Below are 16,991 nucleotides of genomic sequence, written 5' to 3' on the forward strand. Positions count from 1 at the left end.
AGTTACCTCTCTTTCAGTTTTGCGCCCGGTCGGGCGTCTCGGATTTTGTGGTGTTGATTGCCATGTTCTGTTGGCGCGAACCGGCTTGTTTAAGCTGCGCAACCCACGCTGGGTCGGCATCACCGATTTCGTTGTTCACGGGCAGATAACGTTCAGGAAACTCCCAGATCAGCACCTGGGGCGGGCTGTTCTTGAAGTCATCGCTTTTCAGGTAACTGAGCATCGGCAGGATCGGGCCGTGGCCGTCTTCGGCGTAGCTGATCACGTCGCTGCCCAAGGCTTGCTTGAGGGCGCCGACGAAGTTCCAGTTGGGATTGGCGCTGTAGCTGGTGCCGACCAGGGCCACTGGGGTTTCGCTGTCGCTGAACAGCGCGTCGTCGCCTTTGGTTTCGGCCAGGTGCGTCACGCGTTTTTCCAGCGGCTCTTTGGGCGGCATCAGGTTTTCGAACAACGGGTCCAACGGCAGGAACAGACGCAGGTCGCCTTTGTGCGGCTCGGTTTTTTCCGCCTCGGTGACAAAGCGCTGTGGCTCGCCGCTCAGCGGGGTCTTGTCGGCGATGGTCTTGGCCAATTGCTTGGCGGCGATTTCGGCACCGTCCGGGGTCCAGTGCGTGTCAGTGCGCAGGAACACTTGCTTGCCGCCGAGCTTGGCCTGTTGCAGCGGGCCGAGCAGGTCCGGGGCGATGATCTTGTCGGCGGCGACGCGGGCGTGGAAGTCGTCGTACAGGTTGGCGTGGATGCTCGCCGGTTTCACTTCACCCAGGTGTTCCGGGTAGAGGCGCACCTTGGCTGGCACGATCGCCATCACCAACTGAATGCCTTGGGCCTTGAGCTTCTGGCGCACGCCTTCGACCAGCGCGTAGTTGCCTTGCAGGTTCTGGTCTTCGTTGACGGCGGGGTTGAACTCCTCGTCGCTGTACAACCAGTGATCGCGGCCCAGCACCACGCCAGGGCGGCCTTCGTTGAACAGCTTGTAGTCCAGCGCCGCCCATAGGTTGGTGCCGATACGCTTGATCGGGAATTCGTCGTCGTAGTGGGTCTCGACGGCTTTGGTCCAGCGCCCGTTGAGCACAGTGGCGTCGGCGTTGGTGCTGAAGCCGAAGAAACTGCGCAGCGACCAGGCGCCGAGGGCCAGCAGCAGCACCAGGAACAGGCCGATATAGAGGACGCGTAATGAACGGGTCATGGTCGGCTCCCTCAGAATTGGAAGTAAAGGAACGGCGAGAAACTCTGCGCCGACAGTTTGAGAATCGACGCCACGAACAGCAGCAGCACCGCAGCGCGCATGGCGTAGCGTGGCCAGTCAGCGGTCCAGTAGGCCGGTTGCACGGCGGCATCTTTGCCCACAGTGAAACCGGGCTCGTGGATGCTGCCTGGGTTGTCGCCCGGTACGGCCTTGATCAGGCTCGGGTCGGCCGGCTTGGTTTTCTCGGTCTTCTCGGCAGGACGGTTGGTGTAGAAGTCGCGTAGGCCAAAGAACGCCAGGGTTGCGTACGCCACCACCAGGGTTGCCACTTGCAGGCCGGTGAGGTTGGCGCGGTTGAGTTCCGACAGCGACCACTCGCCAAAGCTGAACATCGCACCGTACATACGGCCGGCGACGTGCAGGTTCTCGGCGCGGAAGATCACCCAGCCCATTACTACCAGCAGGAAGGTGAAGGCCCAACGCACCGGGTTGAAGCTGCGCGGCGAAGTGTTGAGGCCGATGGCTTTTTCAATCGCCAGCCACATGCCGTGCCACGCACCCCAGACGATGTAGGTGATGTTCGCACCGTGCCACAGGCCACCGAGCAGCATGGTCAGGAACAGGTTGCGGTAGGTGGTCAGCGTGCCTTTACGGTTGCCGCCCAGGGTGATGTACAGGTAGTCACGCAGCCAGGTGGACAGGCTGATGTGCCAACGCCGCCAGAACTCGGTGATCGACTGGCTGATGTACGGCTGCTTGAAGTTCTCCATGAAGCGGAAGCCCATCATCAAGCCCAGGCCGATGGCCATGTCGCTGTAGCCGGAGAAGTCGAAGTACAACTGCGCGGTGTAGGCCAGCGCGCCGAGCCAGGCGTCGCCCGTGGTCGGGTTTTGCAGGGCAAAGCAATGGTCGGCCACCACTGCCAGGGTGTCGGCGATAAAGACCTTCTTGATGAAACCCTGCATGAACCGCGTGCAGCCCTCGGAGAACTTGTCGAGGGTGTGGGTGCGGTTGTTGAACTGGTCGGCCAGGTCGCGAAAGCGCAACACCGGGCCGGCAATCAAGTGCGGGAAAATCGCCACGAATGCCGCAAAGTCGATCAGGTTGCGGGTCGCCGGCGTATCCCCACGGTACACGTCGATGATGTAGCTGATGGACTCGAAAATGTAGAACGAGATACCGATCGGCAGCAGCACGTGGGTGAGGATGAACGGCTCCAGGCCGGCCGACTTCATCATGACGTTAATGCTGTCGACGCCGAAATTGGCGTACTTGAAGTAGCCGAGGATACACAGGTCAACCACCACGCCGAGCAGCAGCCAGCGTTGGGCCGGCTTGGTGCGCACGCCGGCTGCACCGACCTTGAGGCCGATCCAGTAATTCCACAGCGTCACGGCGGCGAACAGCGCCAGGAAGTCCACTCGCCACCAGGCGTAGAACACGTAGCTGGCCAACAGCAGCAGCAAGTTGCGATAGCGTTGCCCGCTCAAGTAGTACAAGCCGAGAAAGATCGGCAAGAACAGAAACAGGAACACATTGGACGAGAAAACCATCCCGATCTCTCCATGTTTAACCAACAGTCAAGGGCTACAGCCCCCCCAAACCCCCCCACGATTTCGGGGGAGGGCGGTACAACATTCCAACTGTCGAAACCGGGTTGACTGTGGGAGCGGGCTTGCTCGCGAATGCGGTGGTTCAGTAACAGATGTGTCGTCTGACACACCGCATTCGCGAGCAAGCCCGCTCCCACATTGGGACCCTGTTCCTTCAGTTAGCTACTCAAGAACCTTTATTGCCTTTTTCATGCGTCGGGTCGTAGACCTTGGTCAGGTCACCCCCGAGGCGGAACGTCTTGAACGGCTGCATCCCGTGCTTGCGCTCGAGCACATCCGGCGCGCAGGTGTAGAGAGTGCAGAAGGGTTCGAGCCAGGCGAATTTCATGTCCTGTTTCAAGTCCTTCATGTCCTGCTCTTTGCCGTTCTTCTGTTCGAAGATCTCTGGGTCTTTCACCCCGGCCAGCACCTTGTCGCCCAGGCGTTTGAGCGCGCCGTTGTTTTCCTGGCGCAGGTCGACACCGTTGACCAGGGCAAAACTGGCGATCATCGACAACGGTGGCAGGGCGTAGTTGTGGTACGACAAGGCCCGTTGCTGGCGCTTCAACTCGTTCGGCAGGAAGCCTTGGTCGTCGACCTGGTTCACGCCAACTTTGTATTCCTTCACTGCCCAATCGAACAGGTCGCGACGGTTGACGGCGACGGACGTTGCCATCACCGACCAGGCGGCCCAGTAGGAGTGGTTGTTGGTTTTTTCCAGCGGCAGGTTGTCCCAGTCGCTCACCACCTGATCGGCAAGCTTGTTGAACCAGGCTTCGATCAGTTGCGATTCTTGCTGGTGGTTGGCCAGCGGGTGCGAGTCGGAGAACTTCAAGCGTACATAGGCCGAGGCCATGCTGCCCAACGCCCATTTGCGCATGGACTTGCCGGTGTGGTTGAAGTCCTTGGACATCAGTGCGTCGGCCTTGGCCCAGCTGGTGAGCCAATTCAACGTGCATTCCAGTTGTTCCGGACGACCGTCGCGCATGAACTGCATCACGCGCTTGCTGGTGTCTTTTTCCAGCTTGGTGATGTCGGCGGTGCTGTCGCGAAAGGCTTTTTCGGACTGGGTATTCAGGGTGGCGCGGGCTTTGTCCGAACCTTCGTACTTGCTGCGAAATTGCAGCGAGCCGGTGTACGGCGCCGGCATGGCGTCGCAGTCATTCTTGAAGTCGCCGGTCTTGAACGCTTCCACTGGGGCGAAATAGCCCTGGGGTGGACGCAGTGGCGCGGCGGCGTTGACTGAGCCTGCGAACATCGCCAGGCCGAGTAACGTGGGAATCAATAACTTCTGCATAAGTAACCTCATTGCCCAGTTGAAGCGGTCTGTTGACCACCGGCTGGGAATACGTTGCGTGTGCAAATTTTCGCTTCGACTTTCTGCGCGGCAGCGCCCGCTTCCGGACCCTGCACTTCCACGGCCAGCAAGTTCTGCGAGGCCCAGTCTTCATCGGTGCGCAGTTCAAAGGCGAAACGCCCGTCTGTATCGGATGTTTCGGGTTTCTCGATCTTGATGTCCTCGTGGCGCCCGTTCATGTACCAGAGGGTGGCTTGCAGGGTTTTCACCGACGGGTCGGCGAAGCGGATATCAACCTGGTGATTGGCATTACGCAGGTCTTTGTTCGAACTGTTCACCATCAATTCGTTCTTGCCGGGCTTCAATGAAGTGCTGGCCGTCATCTGTGCCGGCTTGCCTTCGCAGCCGTTGTCCAGCAACGACATCATCTGGCGATAGATGGTCTCCTGATCCAGGCGATACAGCGGCGAAAATTCCCAGATGAGGATCTTCGGCGGGGTCTTCTGGAATTCGTCGCTGCCCAGGTACTGGATCATCGAGCCTTCCAGGCCACCGCCTGGGAAGGCGACGTTGAGGATGTCGGCGCCGATTTCCTGCTCCAGAAACCCGGCGAAGTTGTAGTTCTTGCCGCTGTGGCTGGTGCCCACCAAGGTGATCTGCGGGTTGCCCGAATCGCCGAACAGGTCGCCGTCGCCCGCTTCGCCTTTGGGCTCGGTGGTGAACTGGTCCATGTACTGGATCGCGTAGCTGGTGCCGCAGAGTTGCCCGGCCATGTTGTGCAGGGTGCCGGTCTTGCCCATGCGCCCGGAGCGTTTGGTCTCGAATTCGCGCTTGGGAATATCCGCGAATTCAGGCATGGCGCGCACTTTCTCACCGACGATTTTCGCGGTGCGCTGGGCGCCGTACGGGGTCCAGTGTTGGTCACCACGGAAGTAGAAGTCGTGGGCCGGTAACTCGTCCGGCAGTTGCTCGTTGGTCAACGGCGACAGGTCCGGCACCACGTAGCCCATCTTGGCGAAACGGCCGAGCATGTTCTTGTAGTTGCCCAGCGCCTTGTCGAAATCGAACTTGGCTTTTTCCTCAGGGTTGAGCTTGTTGCGGTTCACCAGGCCACGGGTCGGCTGGTAGACCACCACCAGTTCAACGCCCTTGGCCTTGAACGCGTCGTGCAGCTGTCGCATGCGCTTGTAGCCGGCCGGGGTGGTGTCGAATTCGGTGCGTAAGTCTTCCTGGGTACGGAACAGCCAGTCGCCCTGGGCTTGCACCAGGGTGGTGAAGTTCTGCTGATAGCGCGTGGTGTAGTTCTTCGCGTCATGAGCGGCCGGGCACAGGCTGCAGCACGGTTCGGCGGTGAAGGTCGGCGCCTTGATTTCGTCGGCGCGTACGCCCTGGCTGGCCGCGAGCAGGCCGAGGGTCAGACCCGAGAGGCTCAGCAGTTTGATCATGTGTGGGTGCATAAGGGTCATCCTCAGTCCTGCAATTCGGTCTGGCGTTCGACAGGGTCGATCAGCACGGCTTTCTGCTGGCGTACCAGCAGGTCGAGAATCTCTTCCTGGCGATCGCCCAGCACGCCGTTGAAGCTGATGCCGCTGGATTTGGTCGGCGCCAGCATCGACACGCGATACAGCTCCACGCTCAATGGCGAGTCGATGGACAGCGGCCCGCTGCCGTTACCCGCCAATTCACCGCCGACCACGATCAGCGAGACCTTGGCGTCGAACGGGTCGAGGGCGATGTCACGGTCGGTGTCGGTCAAATCCTTGATGTGGCCGTACAGCCCGGTGAGGCCGTTGGCCATCGAAGTGTTTTCGTACAGCTTGATGTTCACGCTGTTACGCACGCGGATGCCGTGGCGACGGTTGGCGATCACCTTGTTGCCCCACAGCAGGTTGTCGCCGCTCTCGTAGAGGGTGATGCCGTCGGTGTGGTTACGGTAGAACTCGTTGTCGGCCACGATGTTGTTGACGCTGTTACGGTCGAGTACCAGGCCCGAAAGCTTGTTGTCGTAGCTGCGGTTGTTGAAGATGAAGCTGTCGTTCACTTCCCGGGAAATGATGATGCCGTGCTTCTTCTTGGTGCCGTAGACGGTGTTGTCCGCGATGATCAGGCCGTGGGAACGGTCATGGGGGTCAATACCGTAGACGATGTTGTCTTTGTAGGTATTGCCCTTGATCACGAAGTTCGTGGTCTCGTAGCAGTAGAAGCCGTACCACATGTCCGAGAACTCGGAGTTGATGATCCAGCCGGTCGGCTCCGCACGCTTGAGCACCTTGGCCATGTTCGGCGTGTACTGGGAAATACTCACCCCGTACGACTTACTGTTGGCGTAGCCGAAACTGGCCATTTTGGTGTTGGAGATATACGTCTCGGTGCCACCCCAGGCCAGCAGGAACGGGCGAAACTCCTTGGGTGACTTGAACAGCGCCGGGCCGTTGGCCTTTTCGCTCCAGCCGGTAACTTTAGTATCACGCACAAACAACTGGCCGTCGTTGATCAGGAACGAACCGGCTTCCTGGGACAGGCGCAGCTCCTGGGTCTTCTTGTCGATTTCCAGAATGCCCTTGCGGCCCACCACGATCGGCAGTTTGGCCACAAACACTCCTGGGGAGGTTTCGCTCAGGTACTGCTTGGGCACCTTGCCCAGCAGGTCCTTGAGGTTCATGTAGCCGTCGTCGACAAAGATCGCCTGGGGAATACCGTGCTGGCGCACTACCCATTCGGCCATCTTGTTGTCACCGCCGATGAAGTCCTTTAGGGCGTCTTCTTGCATCATGCGACGGATGCTGATCTTGCCCGGCTTGCTTCTGACGATCTTTTTTTCCATTGCCGCATCGGTGTAGCCCGACAGATCCGGCAGGGCCGGCTTGGCCATTTCCAGCGGCGCGGTCGGCGGGCTGGAGATGGTGTAGGTCTTGGCCTGTTGCAGCTCTTTGGCGATGGTTGGCGCCTTGACCGGCTGCGCGGTGTCGGCGAAGGCGGTGGCGTTAGCCATCAGCATCGCCGCGACCAGCAACTTATGAGGTTTCATAGCGCAGGCTCCCATCAGAATTTCCAGATCACGTCGACGAACGCACGGTGCATGTACGAGTCGACGTTGCTGCCATAGGCGTCGCCCGGCTTGAATACACCGGCACGAAAGCGCACCAGGGCCGACGGTTCGTCAATGGACTGGCTGAGGGTGGCCGGAAGCAAGCCGGTCTTGAAGTACTTGGTGACGACCAGGTCCATCTCCTGGCCCAGGTCTTTCTTGCCGTCTTCAAGCGGCAGGGACGTGCTGGACAGGATCGCGCCGGTCACGTCGTCGGTGTTGTTCTGCACCGCATCGATACCGTTGCTGCCCACTGGCTTGTTGCCGTCGACACGCCAGAACTTGTGGTACACGAGGCTTGCGTCGTAGTCCTCACGCAGCTGCCAGGAACCGAACAGGCTCATGGACTGCATGTTGTTCATCTCGCCACGGAAGGCTTCGCCGAAACGGTGTACGCGGGACTGGGTACCGGTCCAGTTCGAACGGTTGCTTTGCAGACCGTTCTGTTCGTACTCGGCGCTGGCGCGGGAGTAGGCCGCACCGACTTGCCACTGTGGATCAAGGCGCAGACGCACGCCGAGGTCGGTGGCCCAGCCGCTCACGTCATCACTGCGCTTGGCATTGGTGGGACGAGTGCCGTCAGCATTCAGCGCGTTGACGGTGTCACGGTCGCCACGCATACCGGTGACGCTGGCCCAGTAGTTGACGGTATTGGTGTTGCGCCAGTTGTAGGCGTCGCTGTTGGCTTCGATGCCGAGCCAGCTCAGGTCGCCGTTCTCACGCTTGTCCAACGAGTCAGTCGGTACGCCGGGTTCCGGGTAGTCGAGCTTGCCGTTGTCATGGGTGTGGTGGCCGCGCAAGCCGATCCACTGGCCGGGCGTCCACTGGTAGGCGGCGTCGGCATACAGGTGCTGACGGTCCTTGTCCTTGGGCGACAGCTCCTTGAGGTCGGTGCGGTATTCGCTGAAGCGTTCGGCAACGCCGACATTGGCCTTGAGCAGGGTGGTGTCGAATGTCCAGTTCAGCGCTTCGATGTTGGTGTCGCGCCATTGGCCGTCGTCATTGCGCAGGCGTTGGCGACCTAGCTTGAGGATCTCGCCAGGGTAGGGCGTGAAGCCGCTGTAGCCAACCCAGAACTCACGCATGGCCAAGTAGTTTTTCTTGGTCTTGCGGTCGTTGTTGGTGGTCTGCTGGTTTTCGTCATCGGCCGACTGTTGCAGCGGGTCGGTCTCGATGATGTCGCTGGAGACCACGGCCTGGCCCATGGCGTAGGCGCTCCACGCGCCGCTTTCACCGTAGATCCACGGGCGCAGGTCGAGGCCGACACCGTTGACGTCGCCGCCTTTCTGCGTACCGAGGTCGCGGTCGTCTTCGGACTGCGCGGTGGCTTTGACTTCCAGGCCGAAGTTCTTGGCTTCGGTCAGCGCAGCCAGGGTCGGGCACGACCACAGCAGGGCGAAGGTCAGGCCGATACCGGCCTTGACGAATGGGTTGAGCTTCATAGGGATTCCTCGCCGTCGTCTTCTTCCAGGGCGTGCAGTTGCAGCGTGCTCTGGGCCAGGGTGCCGCGGGCGGCCAGCTCCTGTTGCACCAGGCGTTGGCCTTGAGCGCGTTGCTCTGGCGTCAGCGGGGCTTCGAGCTGCGTGGCCAAGTCATTGGCCTCTGGCGTGTCCTGGGCTTTGGCCAATTGGCTGAAGACATAGGCATTCAATGGGTCGGGCTGGGTGCCCTTGCCTTGGGAAAACAACTGGGCGATGGCGAAATCGGCGCTGTTCTGGCCGTTGCGCGCAGCGGTCAGCAAGTGGTCAAGGGCTTTTTGCGGATAGACCTTGCCCAGGTAGCCACGGCGATAGATCTGGCCGAGGTAGTAATCGGCGGCGACTTCCTTGCCCACGGCTTTTTCGAAGTGCGCTTCGGCAGCCTTGGCGTCGGCGGGTACCCATTTGCCTTCGTAGTAGAGCTTGCCCAGCAACAGCTCGGCGCGCGGTTGGTCGGCGGCGCGGCCGTTGTCCAGGTACTTCATCATTTGGTCGACGTCGCCCAGTTCCGGGAAGTCATAGAGCAACTGCGCCAGGCTGACCCAGGACGCCGGGTAGCCAGGGGCGATTTTTTCCAGCAGGGCCTGGGCGGTTTTTTCGTCCGGCTGGCCAAGCGTGGCATCGCCGAGTACGCGGGCAACACTGTCGACACGCTGTGCAGTGACGCTGCCACGGCTGTAGCCGGCTTCCATCTGCTTGAGCAGCTCGGCCTGTTTCTCGGGCTCGGCTTTTTTCTGATAGACCGTGGCCAGTTCGACGTAGCAGATATCGGTGGTGTTCAGCGCGGCCTTGCAGATGCGCTCCACATCATCCAGATGCTGGTCGTAGGTGTCCTGGGTGCGGTACAGCAGCACCTGGGCCAGGCCGGCTTCCGGGTAACCCGCGGCCTGCCATTGGCTGATCTGCTGCTGCGCATTCACGTTCGGGAAGCTGTGCGGGTATTGCAGGTACAGCATCGCCAGCGGGATCAGGGTGTTGCCTTCGCCATTGGCAAAGGCTTTTTTCAGCAGGCCTTCGGCTTCATGGTGTTCGGCTTCGGTGCTGCCAGGCTTGGCCACCAGCAGGCGACCGAGACGGGCCTGGGCGCGGGGCGAAGTGTCCGCCGCCGCGCGGTAAGTGGCTTCGGCCTGTTTGATTTGCGCCGGATCGCGGGTGCCTACCTGGATATCGGCCAGGCCCACTTGGGCCTCGCTGTAACCCAGGTCTGCCAGTTGCTGGTAATTCTGCTGCGCGGTGACGGTGTCGCCACGTTTCAAAGCTTCGTTAGCCAGGCGTTGGTCGGGCAGGCCGGCGCAACCGGCGAGGGCGATGGCCAGCGCCAGGGGCACCGGCAGGTTTCGAAGGGCGCTCATGATTAAAGACCCGCAGCCATGGCTTTATCGATCAGCCAGTTCAGCGACGGGCCACGGTCGCTGGTCACTTCTACCGGGCGACCGGCGTAGGTGCTGTCCAGCGGTGCGTCAGGCTTGATCTGCACGCGGATGTCGGACGACAGGTCGGCGCTGTTCAGGCTGGTGCTGCTGACGATAGTGCCGGTGCGGACCTGTTCTTCGTCGGCCACTTGGAAGCTCACCGGCGTACCTGGGCGAACATCGGCGAACTGGCGATAGGTGAAGCGTGCTTCCACATTGGCCAGGCTGCCGCGAGGCACCAGTTGGAAGATCACGTCGCCTTTGTTGGCGTACTGACCGTCGGCGACCATTTGCTGGGCTACCACGCAATCGCAAGGCGAGGTCAGGGTGCCGGTCATTTGCTTGCCGAACAGCTCTTCGACCTTGGCCGGTTGCAGTTGGTCTTCGTCCAGGTGGCCCTTGAGCACATCGAGCATGCTGGTGCTGAAGGTGGCGAGCGGCGCGCCTTTGGCGGCGATCGCGTCTCCTTTGAGCAGGCTTTGCACGGTGCCGTCGCGCGGCATGGTCACGTTCATGCCGGGTACGCTGACCAGGCCCGCCTGGGCGTGGCTGACGAAGTACATGCCGTATACCGATTTGAAGACGAAACCGAAGGCGGCCAGGCCGACGATGAAGATGCCTGTGCTGAACACCACGGCGCGTAGACGGCCGGCGGCGCTCATGTTGCTGCCGCCATCCTTGACCTTGCGCGCCTTGGTGAAGTTGTCGCGTTGCAGGGTCGCCAGCACGTCACCCATGGTCACGATGTCGCCGGACAAGTGCGAGGTGATCAGGTGGCGCAGGGTGGAAATATCCTGGGGTTCAAGGTTTTGGAACTGGCAACCGGTGCGGCCGCTCTGGCGGTCGTAGGAGCGGATCTGCAGCTCCACGTCCATGGCCAGGCCCAGGTTATCGATCACGAATTGCAGGCGGCCCTTGTGTACTTCGCCGACGGTCAACGGCTGGGTCGAGGTGAAGGCCAGGCCGCCGGCGGACAGGTCGATCACCCGGGCTTCGGTCGGCGTGCGGTCAGTGTTGAAAAAGCGCAGCTTGGCCGGGATTTTCACGCGGGCATGTTGGCGCTGGGCTTCGGATTCGTGGACAACGTTGACGTTTGCTTGGCTATTCATGGTGTTCTGACTCATAGGTGTAGCTCCTAGTTAATTCAGGCTTGGCTGTCAGACCATCATCAGCAACACGGCGACGAAAATGCTGCCGGCGGAGAAGGTCATGGTCCGAGACGACCAGGTGTTGAACCAACGTTGAAAGCTGGCCAAATCGCGGGTCAGTTTGGTGTCCTGGCGGGTCCAGGACTGTTGATCAAGGCGGAAGAACACGTAGATCTTCACCAGCGCGCCCATGATCTGGTTGTAATAGAGAATCACTGGGTAAGCCGGGCCGATCTTGTGGCCGGAGCACGACAGCAGCAGGGTGAGAATCAGGCGAGTGATGCCGATCCACAGCAGGTACGCGAGGATGAACGCGCCGCCGTACTTGAAGGTGGCGATGATCGCCACGGTCAGGCCGAGCAGGGAGGTCCACATCGACACACGTTGGTCGAACAGCACGATGCTGGTGAACAGGCCGAGGCGACGTACACCCAGGCCCAGGGCACGGGAGTTCTGGCGCAGGTTGTTGCCGTACCAGCGGAACATCAGCTTGCGGCTGGCCTTGATGAAACTCTTTTCCGGCGGGTGTTCCACGGTGTTGATCGCGGCGTCCGGCACGTAGAAAGTGTCGTAGCCCAGGCGCATCAGGCTGAACCAGCTGGACTTGTCGTCACCAGTGAGGAATTTGAAGCGGCCCAGGCGCCAGTGTTGCAGCGAGTCGCTTTCCACGTCGGCGATAAAACCGGGGTCGGTGACCACGCTGGCGCGGAACACCGACATACGACCGGTCATGGTCAGTACACGCTTGGACAGGGCCATGGAGCACATGTTGATGTGGCGTTGGGCGAAGCGCAGTTTGTGCCACTCGCTCATGATGTAGCCGCCGCGTACTTCACAGAATTCGTTGGTGGTGAGGCCACCCACATTGCCAAACAGCTGGAACCACGGCACGGTCTTGCGCACTACGCCTTCGGCGAGCACGGTGTCGCCGTCGATCACCGCAACGACTGCGCGGTCATCCGGCAGGTGGCGGGAGATGGCGCGGAAACCGAAGGCCAGGCCGTCGCGTTTGCCGGTACCGGCGATACGCACGAAGTCGAGCTTCACGTGTTCCGGCGGGTTCATTTTCTCCCACAGGCTTTTCACCAGCAGCTCATCGGACATCTCCACCAGCGAGCAAACCACGGTGGTGGGGAAGCCGCATTCGATGGCTTCACGAATCACCGAGCTGTAGACCTGCGCGGTGGTCAGCGCATCGATACGGAAACTGGTGACCATCAGGAACACGTGGGACGGGTCGGCGGCCTTGCCCAGCTTGCGCACTTTGCGGCGCAGGTGCGGGTAGACGACGTAAAGGAACAGCATGCCGCGAAAGAAATGCGTAGCACCCATCGAGTAGCGCCAGATACCGACGGCGCCAATCAGGAAAATAAAATTCTTCGACTCCGAGTCGAACGTACTCGCCGGCAGCAGCAGGGCGAGTCCCATCAGCAGGCTGAGGAAGAACAGCCAGCCGGCGGATTGGAGCAATATGTGTTTTAACGTGGACATAAGCGTCATCCGAAGGTGAAGAAGGCTCCCGGCTGCAAGCGCTGGGGAAGTACGCTTGCAGCCCGGAACTGGCTGTTGCTGTTACCAGCAAATACCTTCGGTACGGCTACCGGCGCTGGTGGCATTGGCCATGAAACCCACCAGGTCGATCACTTGCTTGCCGTGCGGTGCGCTATGCGCCAGGGCACGGAACTTCTCATCGCGGTTGCCCAGGATGATCACGTCGGAGTTGTTGATCACGTCGTCGAAGTCCGAGTTGAGCAGGGACGACACGTGCGGGATCTTGCCTTCGATGTAGTCTTTGTTCGCGCCGTGGACACGGGCGTACTCGACGTTGCTGTCGTAGATGCTCAGGTCGAAACCCTTGCCGATCAGCATTTCGGCCAGCTCGACCAGCGGGCTTTCGCGCAGGTCATCGGTACCGGCCTTGAAGCTCAGGCCCAGCAAGGCGACTTTGCGTTTGTCGTGGCTGGAGACGATGTCGAAGGCGTTCTGTACCTGGGACTCGTTGCTGCGCATCAGCGAGTTGAGCAGCGGCGCTTCCACGTCCAGCGAACTGGCACGGTAGGTGAGGGCGCGCACGTCTTTTGGCAGGCACGAACCACCGAAGGCGAAGCCAGGGCGCATGTAGTACTGGGACAGGTTGAGGGTCTTGTCCTGGCAGACCACTTCCATCACTTCGCGACCATCGACGCCGACCGCCTTGGCGATGTTGCCGATTTCGTTGGCGAAGGTGACCTTGGTGGCGTGCCAGACGTTGCAGGTGTACTTGATCATCTCGGCAACGGCGATGTCCTTGCGGATGATCGGTGCGTCGAGTTCTTCATACAGCGACTGCAGGACATCGCCGGAGGCTTTGTCGAATTCGCCGATGACGGTCATCGGTGGCAGGTCGTAGTCGGCGATGGCGGTGGATTCACGCAGGAATTCCGGGTTGACCGCCACACCGAAGTCGACGCCGGCTTTTTTGCCGGAGCAGTCTTCAAGGATCGGGATCACCACATTGGCCACGGTGCCTGGCAGCACGGTGCTGCGCACTACTACAGTGTGACGGGTGGTTTTGTCACGCAGGACCAGGCCGATTTCGCGGCATACCGCTTCGATGTAGTCCAGTTCCAGGTCGCCGTTTTTCTTGCTTGGCGTACCAACGCAGATCATCGACAGGTCGGTGTCGCGGATGGCTTCGGCGAAGTTGGTGGTACCGCGCAGTCGGCCGTTCTGAATACCCTGGCTCAACAACTCGCCCAGACCCGGTTCAACGATTGGCGATTTGCCCGCATTGATCAGGTCAATCTTGTCCTTGGAGATGTCTACGCCAACCACTTCGTGGCCACGGGCAGACAGGCAACCGGCACACACTGCGCCAACGTAACCGAGACCAAATATGCTGATGCGCATCGCATTTACCTCTTTGTCATTGAAGACTGTATTAATCATGCCAATAATTGGCCGGAGTTCATGTTTGCAAGCGTCACTGATGCCACGAAAGTTGGGCGAATAGACGCCGACTTACCGCGTACAGGCATGTTAATTAGTGAGTGACTAACTATTGCACTCAAGTTGTGCGCAACTTGGCCTTGTTATTGAGGCTTGCCCTGAAATGCAGCCGGCCTTCCTGGGGGAAGGTGCCGACGCCAGTGCCACAGGGTGCAGATAGAGGCTTTAAGCCTTTATGTATCAACACCTTGGGTGTCATCACTGACACATTTGGGTAAGCGCTGCCTTGGCCTATAGGGGATAGCAATTCATCCTTATCGCCGCCCTCAACTCATATCAGTTGATGATATGACCCATGAGTCAAAGTTGATGGGGCAACTTCGCTACTTCCTTGGGTCGTCATGTAAGTCATCTCTTACAGAAACAGAGAATTTCGTTACCGGTGGTATGAGCCGTGTGTTTAGACGAAGTTCCGGGCCGCTCATCCTGTTTCCGGAAATTTCTTGAAATATTAGGAAAGATGGCACTGGCATTATATTGATAGCACTTGCTATTTGGGCCAGTAGTTGTGGGGAGTTGGGAGAGGGGGATAGTTTTGTGCCACTAGTGTTTAAAAAAAGTGGTGCCACTACGAAAAAAAACGACGGATGTCGAGTGAAAGAATTGTTAGAGATGCGTCAAGATGTTTTTTGACGCCAAAAATATGACGATTCGGAAGTTGAAATGCAATCAAAACTGTGGGAGCAAGCCCGCTCCCACATTTGGACCTTATTGTCTGACAGGGGCGGGTCTGGCCTTATTCCGGTGCGTGATCGCGCAAGAACACCAGGTTATCCGGCTTCGACTGCTCTGCATTGAAGCGATAGCCCTGCACATCGAATTCCTTTAGCTTGGCCGGGTCGTTTATGCGCTCCTCGATCACAAAGCGGCTCATCATGCCCCGCGCTTTTTTGGCGTAGAAGCTGATGATCTTGTACTGGCCGTTCTTCAGGTCCTTGAACTCGGTGTTGATGATCCGCGCGTTCAGGGCCGTGCGCTTGACCGCCGAGAAGTACTCGTTGGAGGCCAGGTTCAGCAGGACGTCATCGCCTTGTTCAGCCAACGCTTCGTTCAGCCATTCGCTGATGCGCGTGCCCCAGAACGCGTACAGGTCCTTGCCACGGGCGTTGGGCAGTTTGGTGCCCATTTCCAGGCGGTACGGCATCATCAGGTCCAGCGGGCGCAGCAGGCCGTAGAGGCCCGAGAGCATGCGCAGGTGGTCCTGAGCGTAGGTGAAGTCGGCATCGCTGAACGTCTCGGCATTCAGGCCGGTGTACACGTCGCCTTTGAACGCCAGCAGCGCCTGCTTGGCGTTTTCCTGTGTGAACGCAGGCGTCCAGCTGCCAAAACGCGCGGCGTTGAGGCCGCCGATCTTGTCGGATACGTGCATCAATTCGCTGATTTGTGCCGGGCTGAACTCGCGCAGTTGCTCGATCAGCTCCTGGGAATGGTCCAGGTACTGCGGCTGGGTAAAGCGCTGGGTCGCAGGCGCAGTCTCGAAATCGAGGGTCTTGGCGGGTGAAATCACCATCAGCATGAAGTCGTCTCCTGTAATCGTGGGAGGGATTCTAGGGGCTGGGGCGTTTTGACTCCACCTATGATGGCGATAGGCGTGATCCGCTATGATGGCCGGTGACTCTGGAGAGGGAGACCCCGTGTGCGAATAGCACTTTTGTTGTCGGCATGTCTGCTATGCCTGAATGCCCAGGCTGCGCCCGTGGATGTGGCCAGCCTGGACCGTGGCACCTGGCCCGAAAAGCTCGGCAGCCCGGCGCTGTTCGACGTGGCCTCACGCGCCGAAATCCTCATGTTCGCTCACAGCCTGCTGGCCAGTGAGAGCCAGGACGAATCAGCGCTCAAGCAGCGCCTGGGCTTGAAGATCATCAACCTGTCCGCCATCGACGACCTGCGTCGCCAGCTCTGGCAGCGCTTGCTGGAGAACTATACGTTCGCCCAGCAGAGTTGCGAGGTCGACGCCTCGTTCTGCTATCTGATAGAGAACATGGACGATCTGCGCGAGCAGGCTGGCAAGTTCGAGGTGAGCGAGGACTCCTTCTATATAGGCTGGGCCAACCCCAGCCATGTGTTCCATGAACGTTATTTGGACGAGCTGCTGCGCAAGGCCGCGCTGTTCCCGCAGATCAGCAGCGAAGTCGCGCGTTTCGGTGACCATGAGCGCAATGGCGATGAATTCAACGACCGCCTGTTCCTGCTCACCTTCGACGGCGGCCCTGCGCCGGTCAGCGGCAATACCGACTGGCTCACCGACTACCTGCGCAAGCAAAAGATGAACGCGACCTTCTTCGCGCTTGGCAGCAGCCTGCAAACCCGTGTCGAGCGCAGTTCGGTGGCCGATGTGCAGGCGCTGTACCAGGGCCAGTGCGTCGGCACCCAGGGCTGGCAGTACCGCTCACACAGCCATTGGGTGGAGTGGCAGAGTTCCATCACCCGCAGCGCGTCGTTGGCGCAGAACCTGATGCCGGAGAACTACGTGCCGCTGTTCCGTCCGCCCTATGGTCAACGTCGTGCAGACAGCCAGGGCTTCTTTCAAGCCCAGGGCTTGCAGGTAGCGCTGTGGGACATCGACTCCCAGGACGAGCCGGGCAAGCTCAAGGCCGATGAATCGGCGCAACGGGTACTGACTTTGATGCTGCTGTGGCGCAAAGGCGTGATTGTGTTTCACGACACCCAGGACAAGGCGCGGGTGGCTTTACCCATGCTGTTGCAGGCGACGGCGCAGAGTGGTCTGGGTTGGCAGGACTGCCGGGAGGCGTTTCGCTGAAAATGCCCGGCCCTGTTGGGGATTAGGCGTTTTTGGGGTGA

General features: G+C 60.0%; 12 protein-coding genes. 1 reads left to right on the plus strand and 11 read right to left on the minus strand.

The window, feature by feature from the left end:
* Positions 1–13: 13 nt before the first annotated feature.
* The 11 genes from CI807_RS11775 to yaaA all read right to left on the minus strand — a co-directional run bounded on the left by CI807_RS11775 (position 14) and on the right by yaaA (position 15,705).
* Positions 14–1,186: an alginate O-acetyltransferase gene (locus CI807_RS11775; protein WP_095014771.1), complete on the minus strand. Its 1,173-nt coding sequence runs from the start codon at positions 1,184–1,186 to the stop codon at positions 14–16.
* A gap of 11 nt (positions 1,187–1,197) precedes the next feature.
* Positions 1,198–2,739, minus strand: a complete 1,542-nt coding sequence (locus tag CI807_RS11780) for an MBOAT family protein (RefSeq protein ID WP_028618922.1) — start codon at positions 2,737–2,739, stop codon at positions 1,198–1,200.
* Between the two features lie 226 nt (positions 2,740–2,965).
* The gene (locus tag CI807_RS11785) at positions 2,966–4,075 is read right to left on the minus strand and encodes a mannuronate-specific alginate lyase (protein ID WP_095014772.1); all 1,110 of its coding nucleotides are present in this window, start codon (positions 4,073–4,075) and stop codon (positions 2,966–2,968) included.
* Positions 4,076–4,083: 8 nt separating this feature from the next.
* Positions 4,084–5,532, minus strand: a complete 1,449-nt coding sequence (locus CI807_RS11790; protein ID WP_095017536.1) for an alginate O-acetyltransferase — start codon at positions 5,530–5,532, stop codon at positions 4,084–4,086.
* Between the two features lie 11 nt (positions 5,533–5,543).
* Positions 5,544–7,118: a mannuronan 5-epimerase AlgG gene (algG, locus tag CI807_RS11795; RefSeq protein WP_095014773.1), complete on the minus strand. Its 1,575-nt coding sequence runs from the start codon at positions 7,116–7,118 to the stop codon at positions 5,544–5,546.
* Positions 7,118–8,605, minus strand: a complete 1,488-nt coding sequence (locus tag CI807_RS11800; RefSeq protein WP_095014774.1) for an alginate export family protein — start codon at positions 8,603–8,605, stop codon at positions 7,118–7,120. The genes algG and CI807_RS11800 overlap by 1 nt, the downstream gene beginning before the upstream one ends.
* On the minus strand, positions 8,602–9,993 hold the full coding sequence (gene algK / locus CI807_RS11805; RefSeq protein WP_095014775.1) for an alginate biosynthesis TPR repeat lipoprotein AlgK: 1,392 nt from the start codon (positions 9,991–9,993) through the stop codon (positions 8,602–8,604). Before algK ends, CI807_RS11800 begins: the two co-directional genes overlap by 4 nt.
* A 2-nt stretch (positions 9,994–9,995) precedes the next feature.
* A complete protein-coding gene (locus CI807_RS11810) occupies positions 9,996–11,162 on the minus strand; it encodes an alginate biosynthesis protein Alg44 (RefSeq protein ID WP_095014776.1) in 1,167 nt (388 codons plus the stop codon).
* 48 nt (positions 11,163–11,210) lie between these two features.
* The gene (gene alg8 / locus CI807_RS11820) at positions 11,211–12,701 is read right to left on the minus strand and encodes a mannuronan synthase (protein WP_016978203.1); all 1,491 of its coding nucleotides are present in this window, start codon (positions 12,699–12,701) and stop codon (positions 11,211–11,213) included.
* A gap of 72 nt (positions 12,702–12,773) precedes the next feature.
* A complete protein-coding gene (locus CI807_RS11825) occupies positions 12,774–14,090 on the minus strand; it encodes a nucleotide sugar dehydrogenase (protein WP_016978204.1) in 1,317 nt (438 codons plus the stop codon).
* An 835-nt stretch (positions 14,091–14,925) separates the two neighbouring features.
* On the minus strand, positions 14,926–15,705 hold the full coding sequence (yaaA, locus tag CI807_RS11830; RefSeq protein ID WP_095014777.1) for a peroxide stress protein YaaA: 780 nt from the start codon (positions 15,703–15,705) through the stop codon (positions 14,926–14,928).
* 120 nt (positions 15,706–15,825) lie between these two features.
* Here yaaA and CI807_RS11835 point away from each other — a divergent pair, with 120 nt between their 5' ends.
* Positions 15,826–16,950, plus strand: a complete 1,125-nt coding sequence (locus CI807_RS11835) for a polysaccharide deacetylase family protein (protein WP_095014778.1) — start codon at positions 15,826–15,828, stop codon at positions 16,948–16,950.
* Positions 16,951–16,991: the final 41 nt, after the last annotated feature.

This window comes from Pseudomonas sp. NS1(2017), from assembly GCF_002269425.1.
Classification (GTDB): Bacteria; Pseudomonadota; Gammaproteobacteria; order Pseudomonadales; family Pseudomonadaceae; genus Aquipseudomonas; species Aquipseudomonas reactans.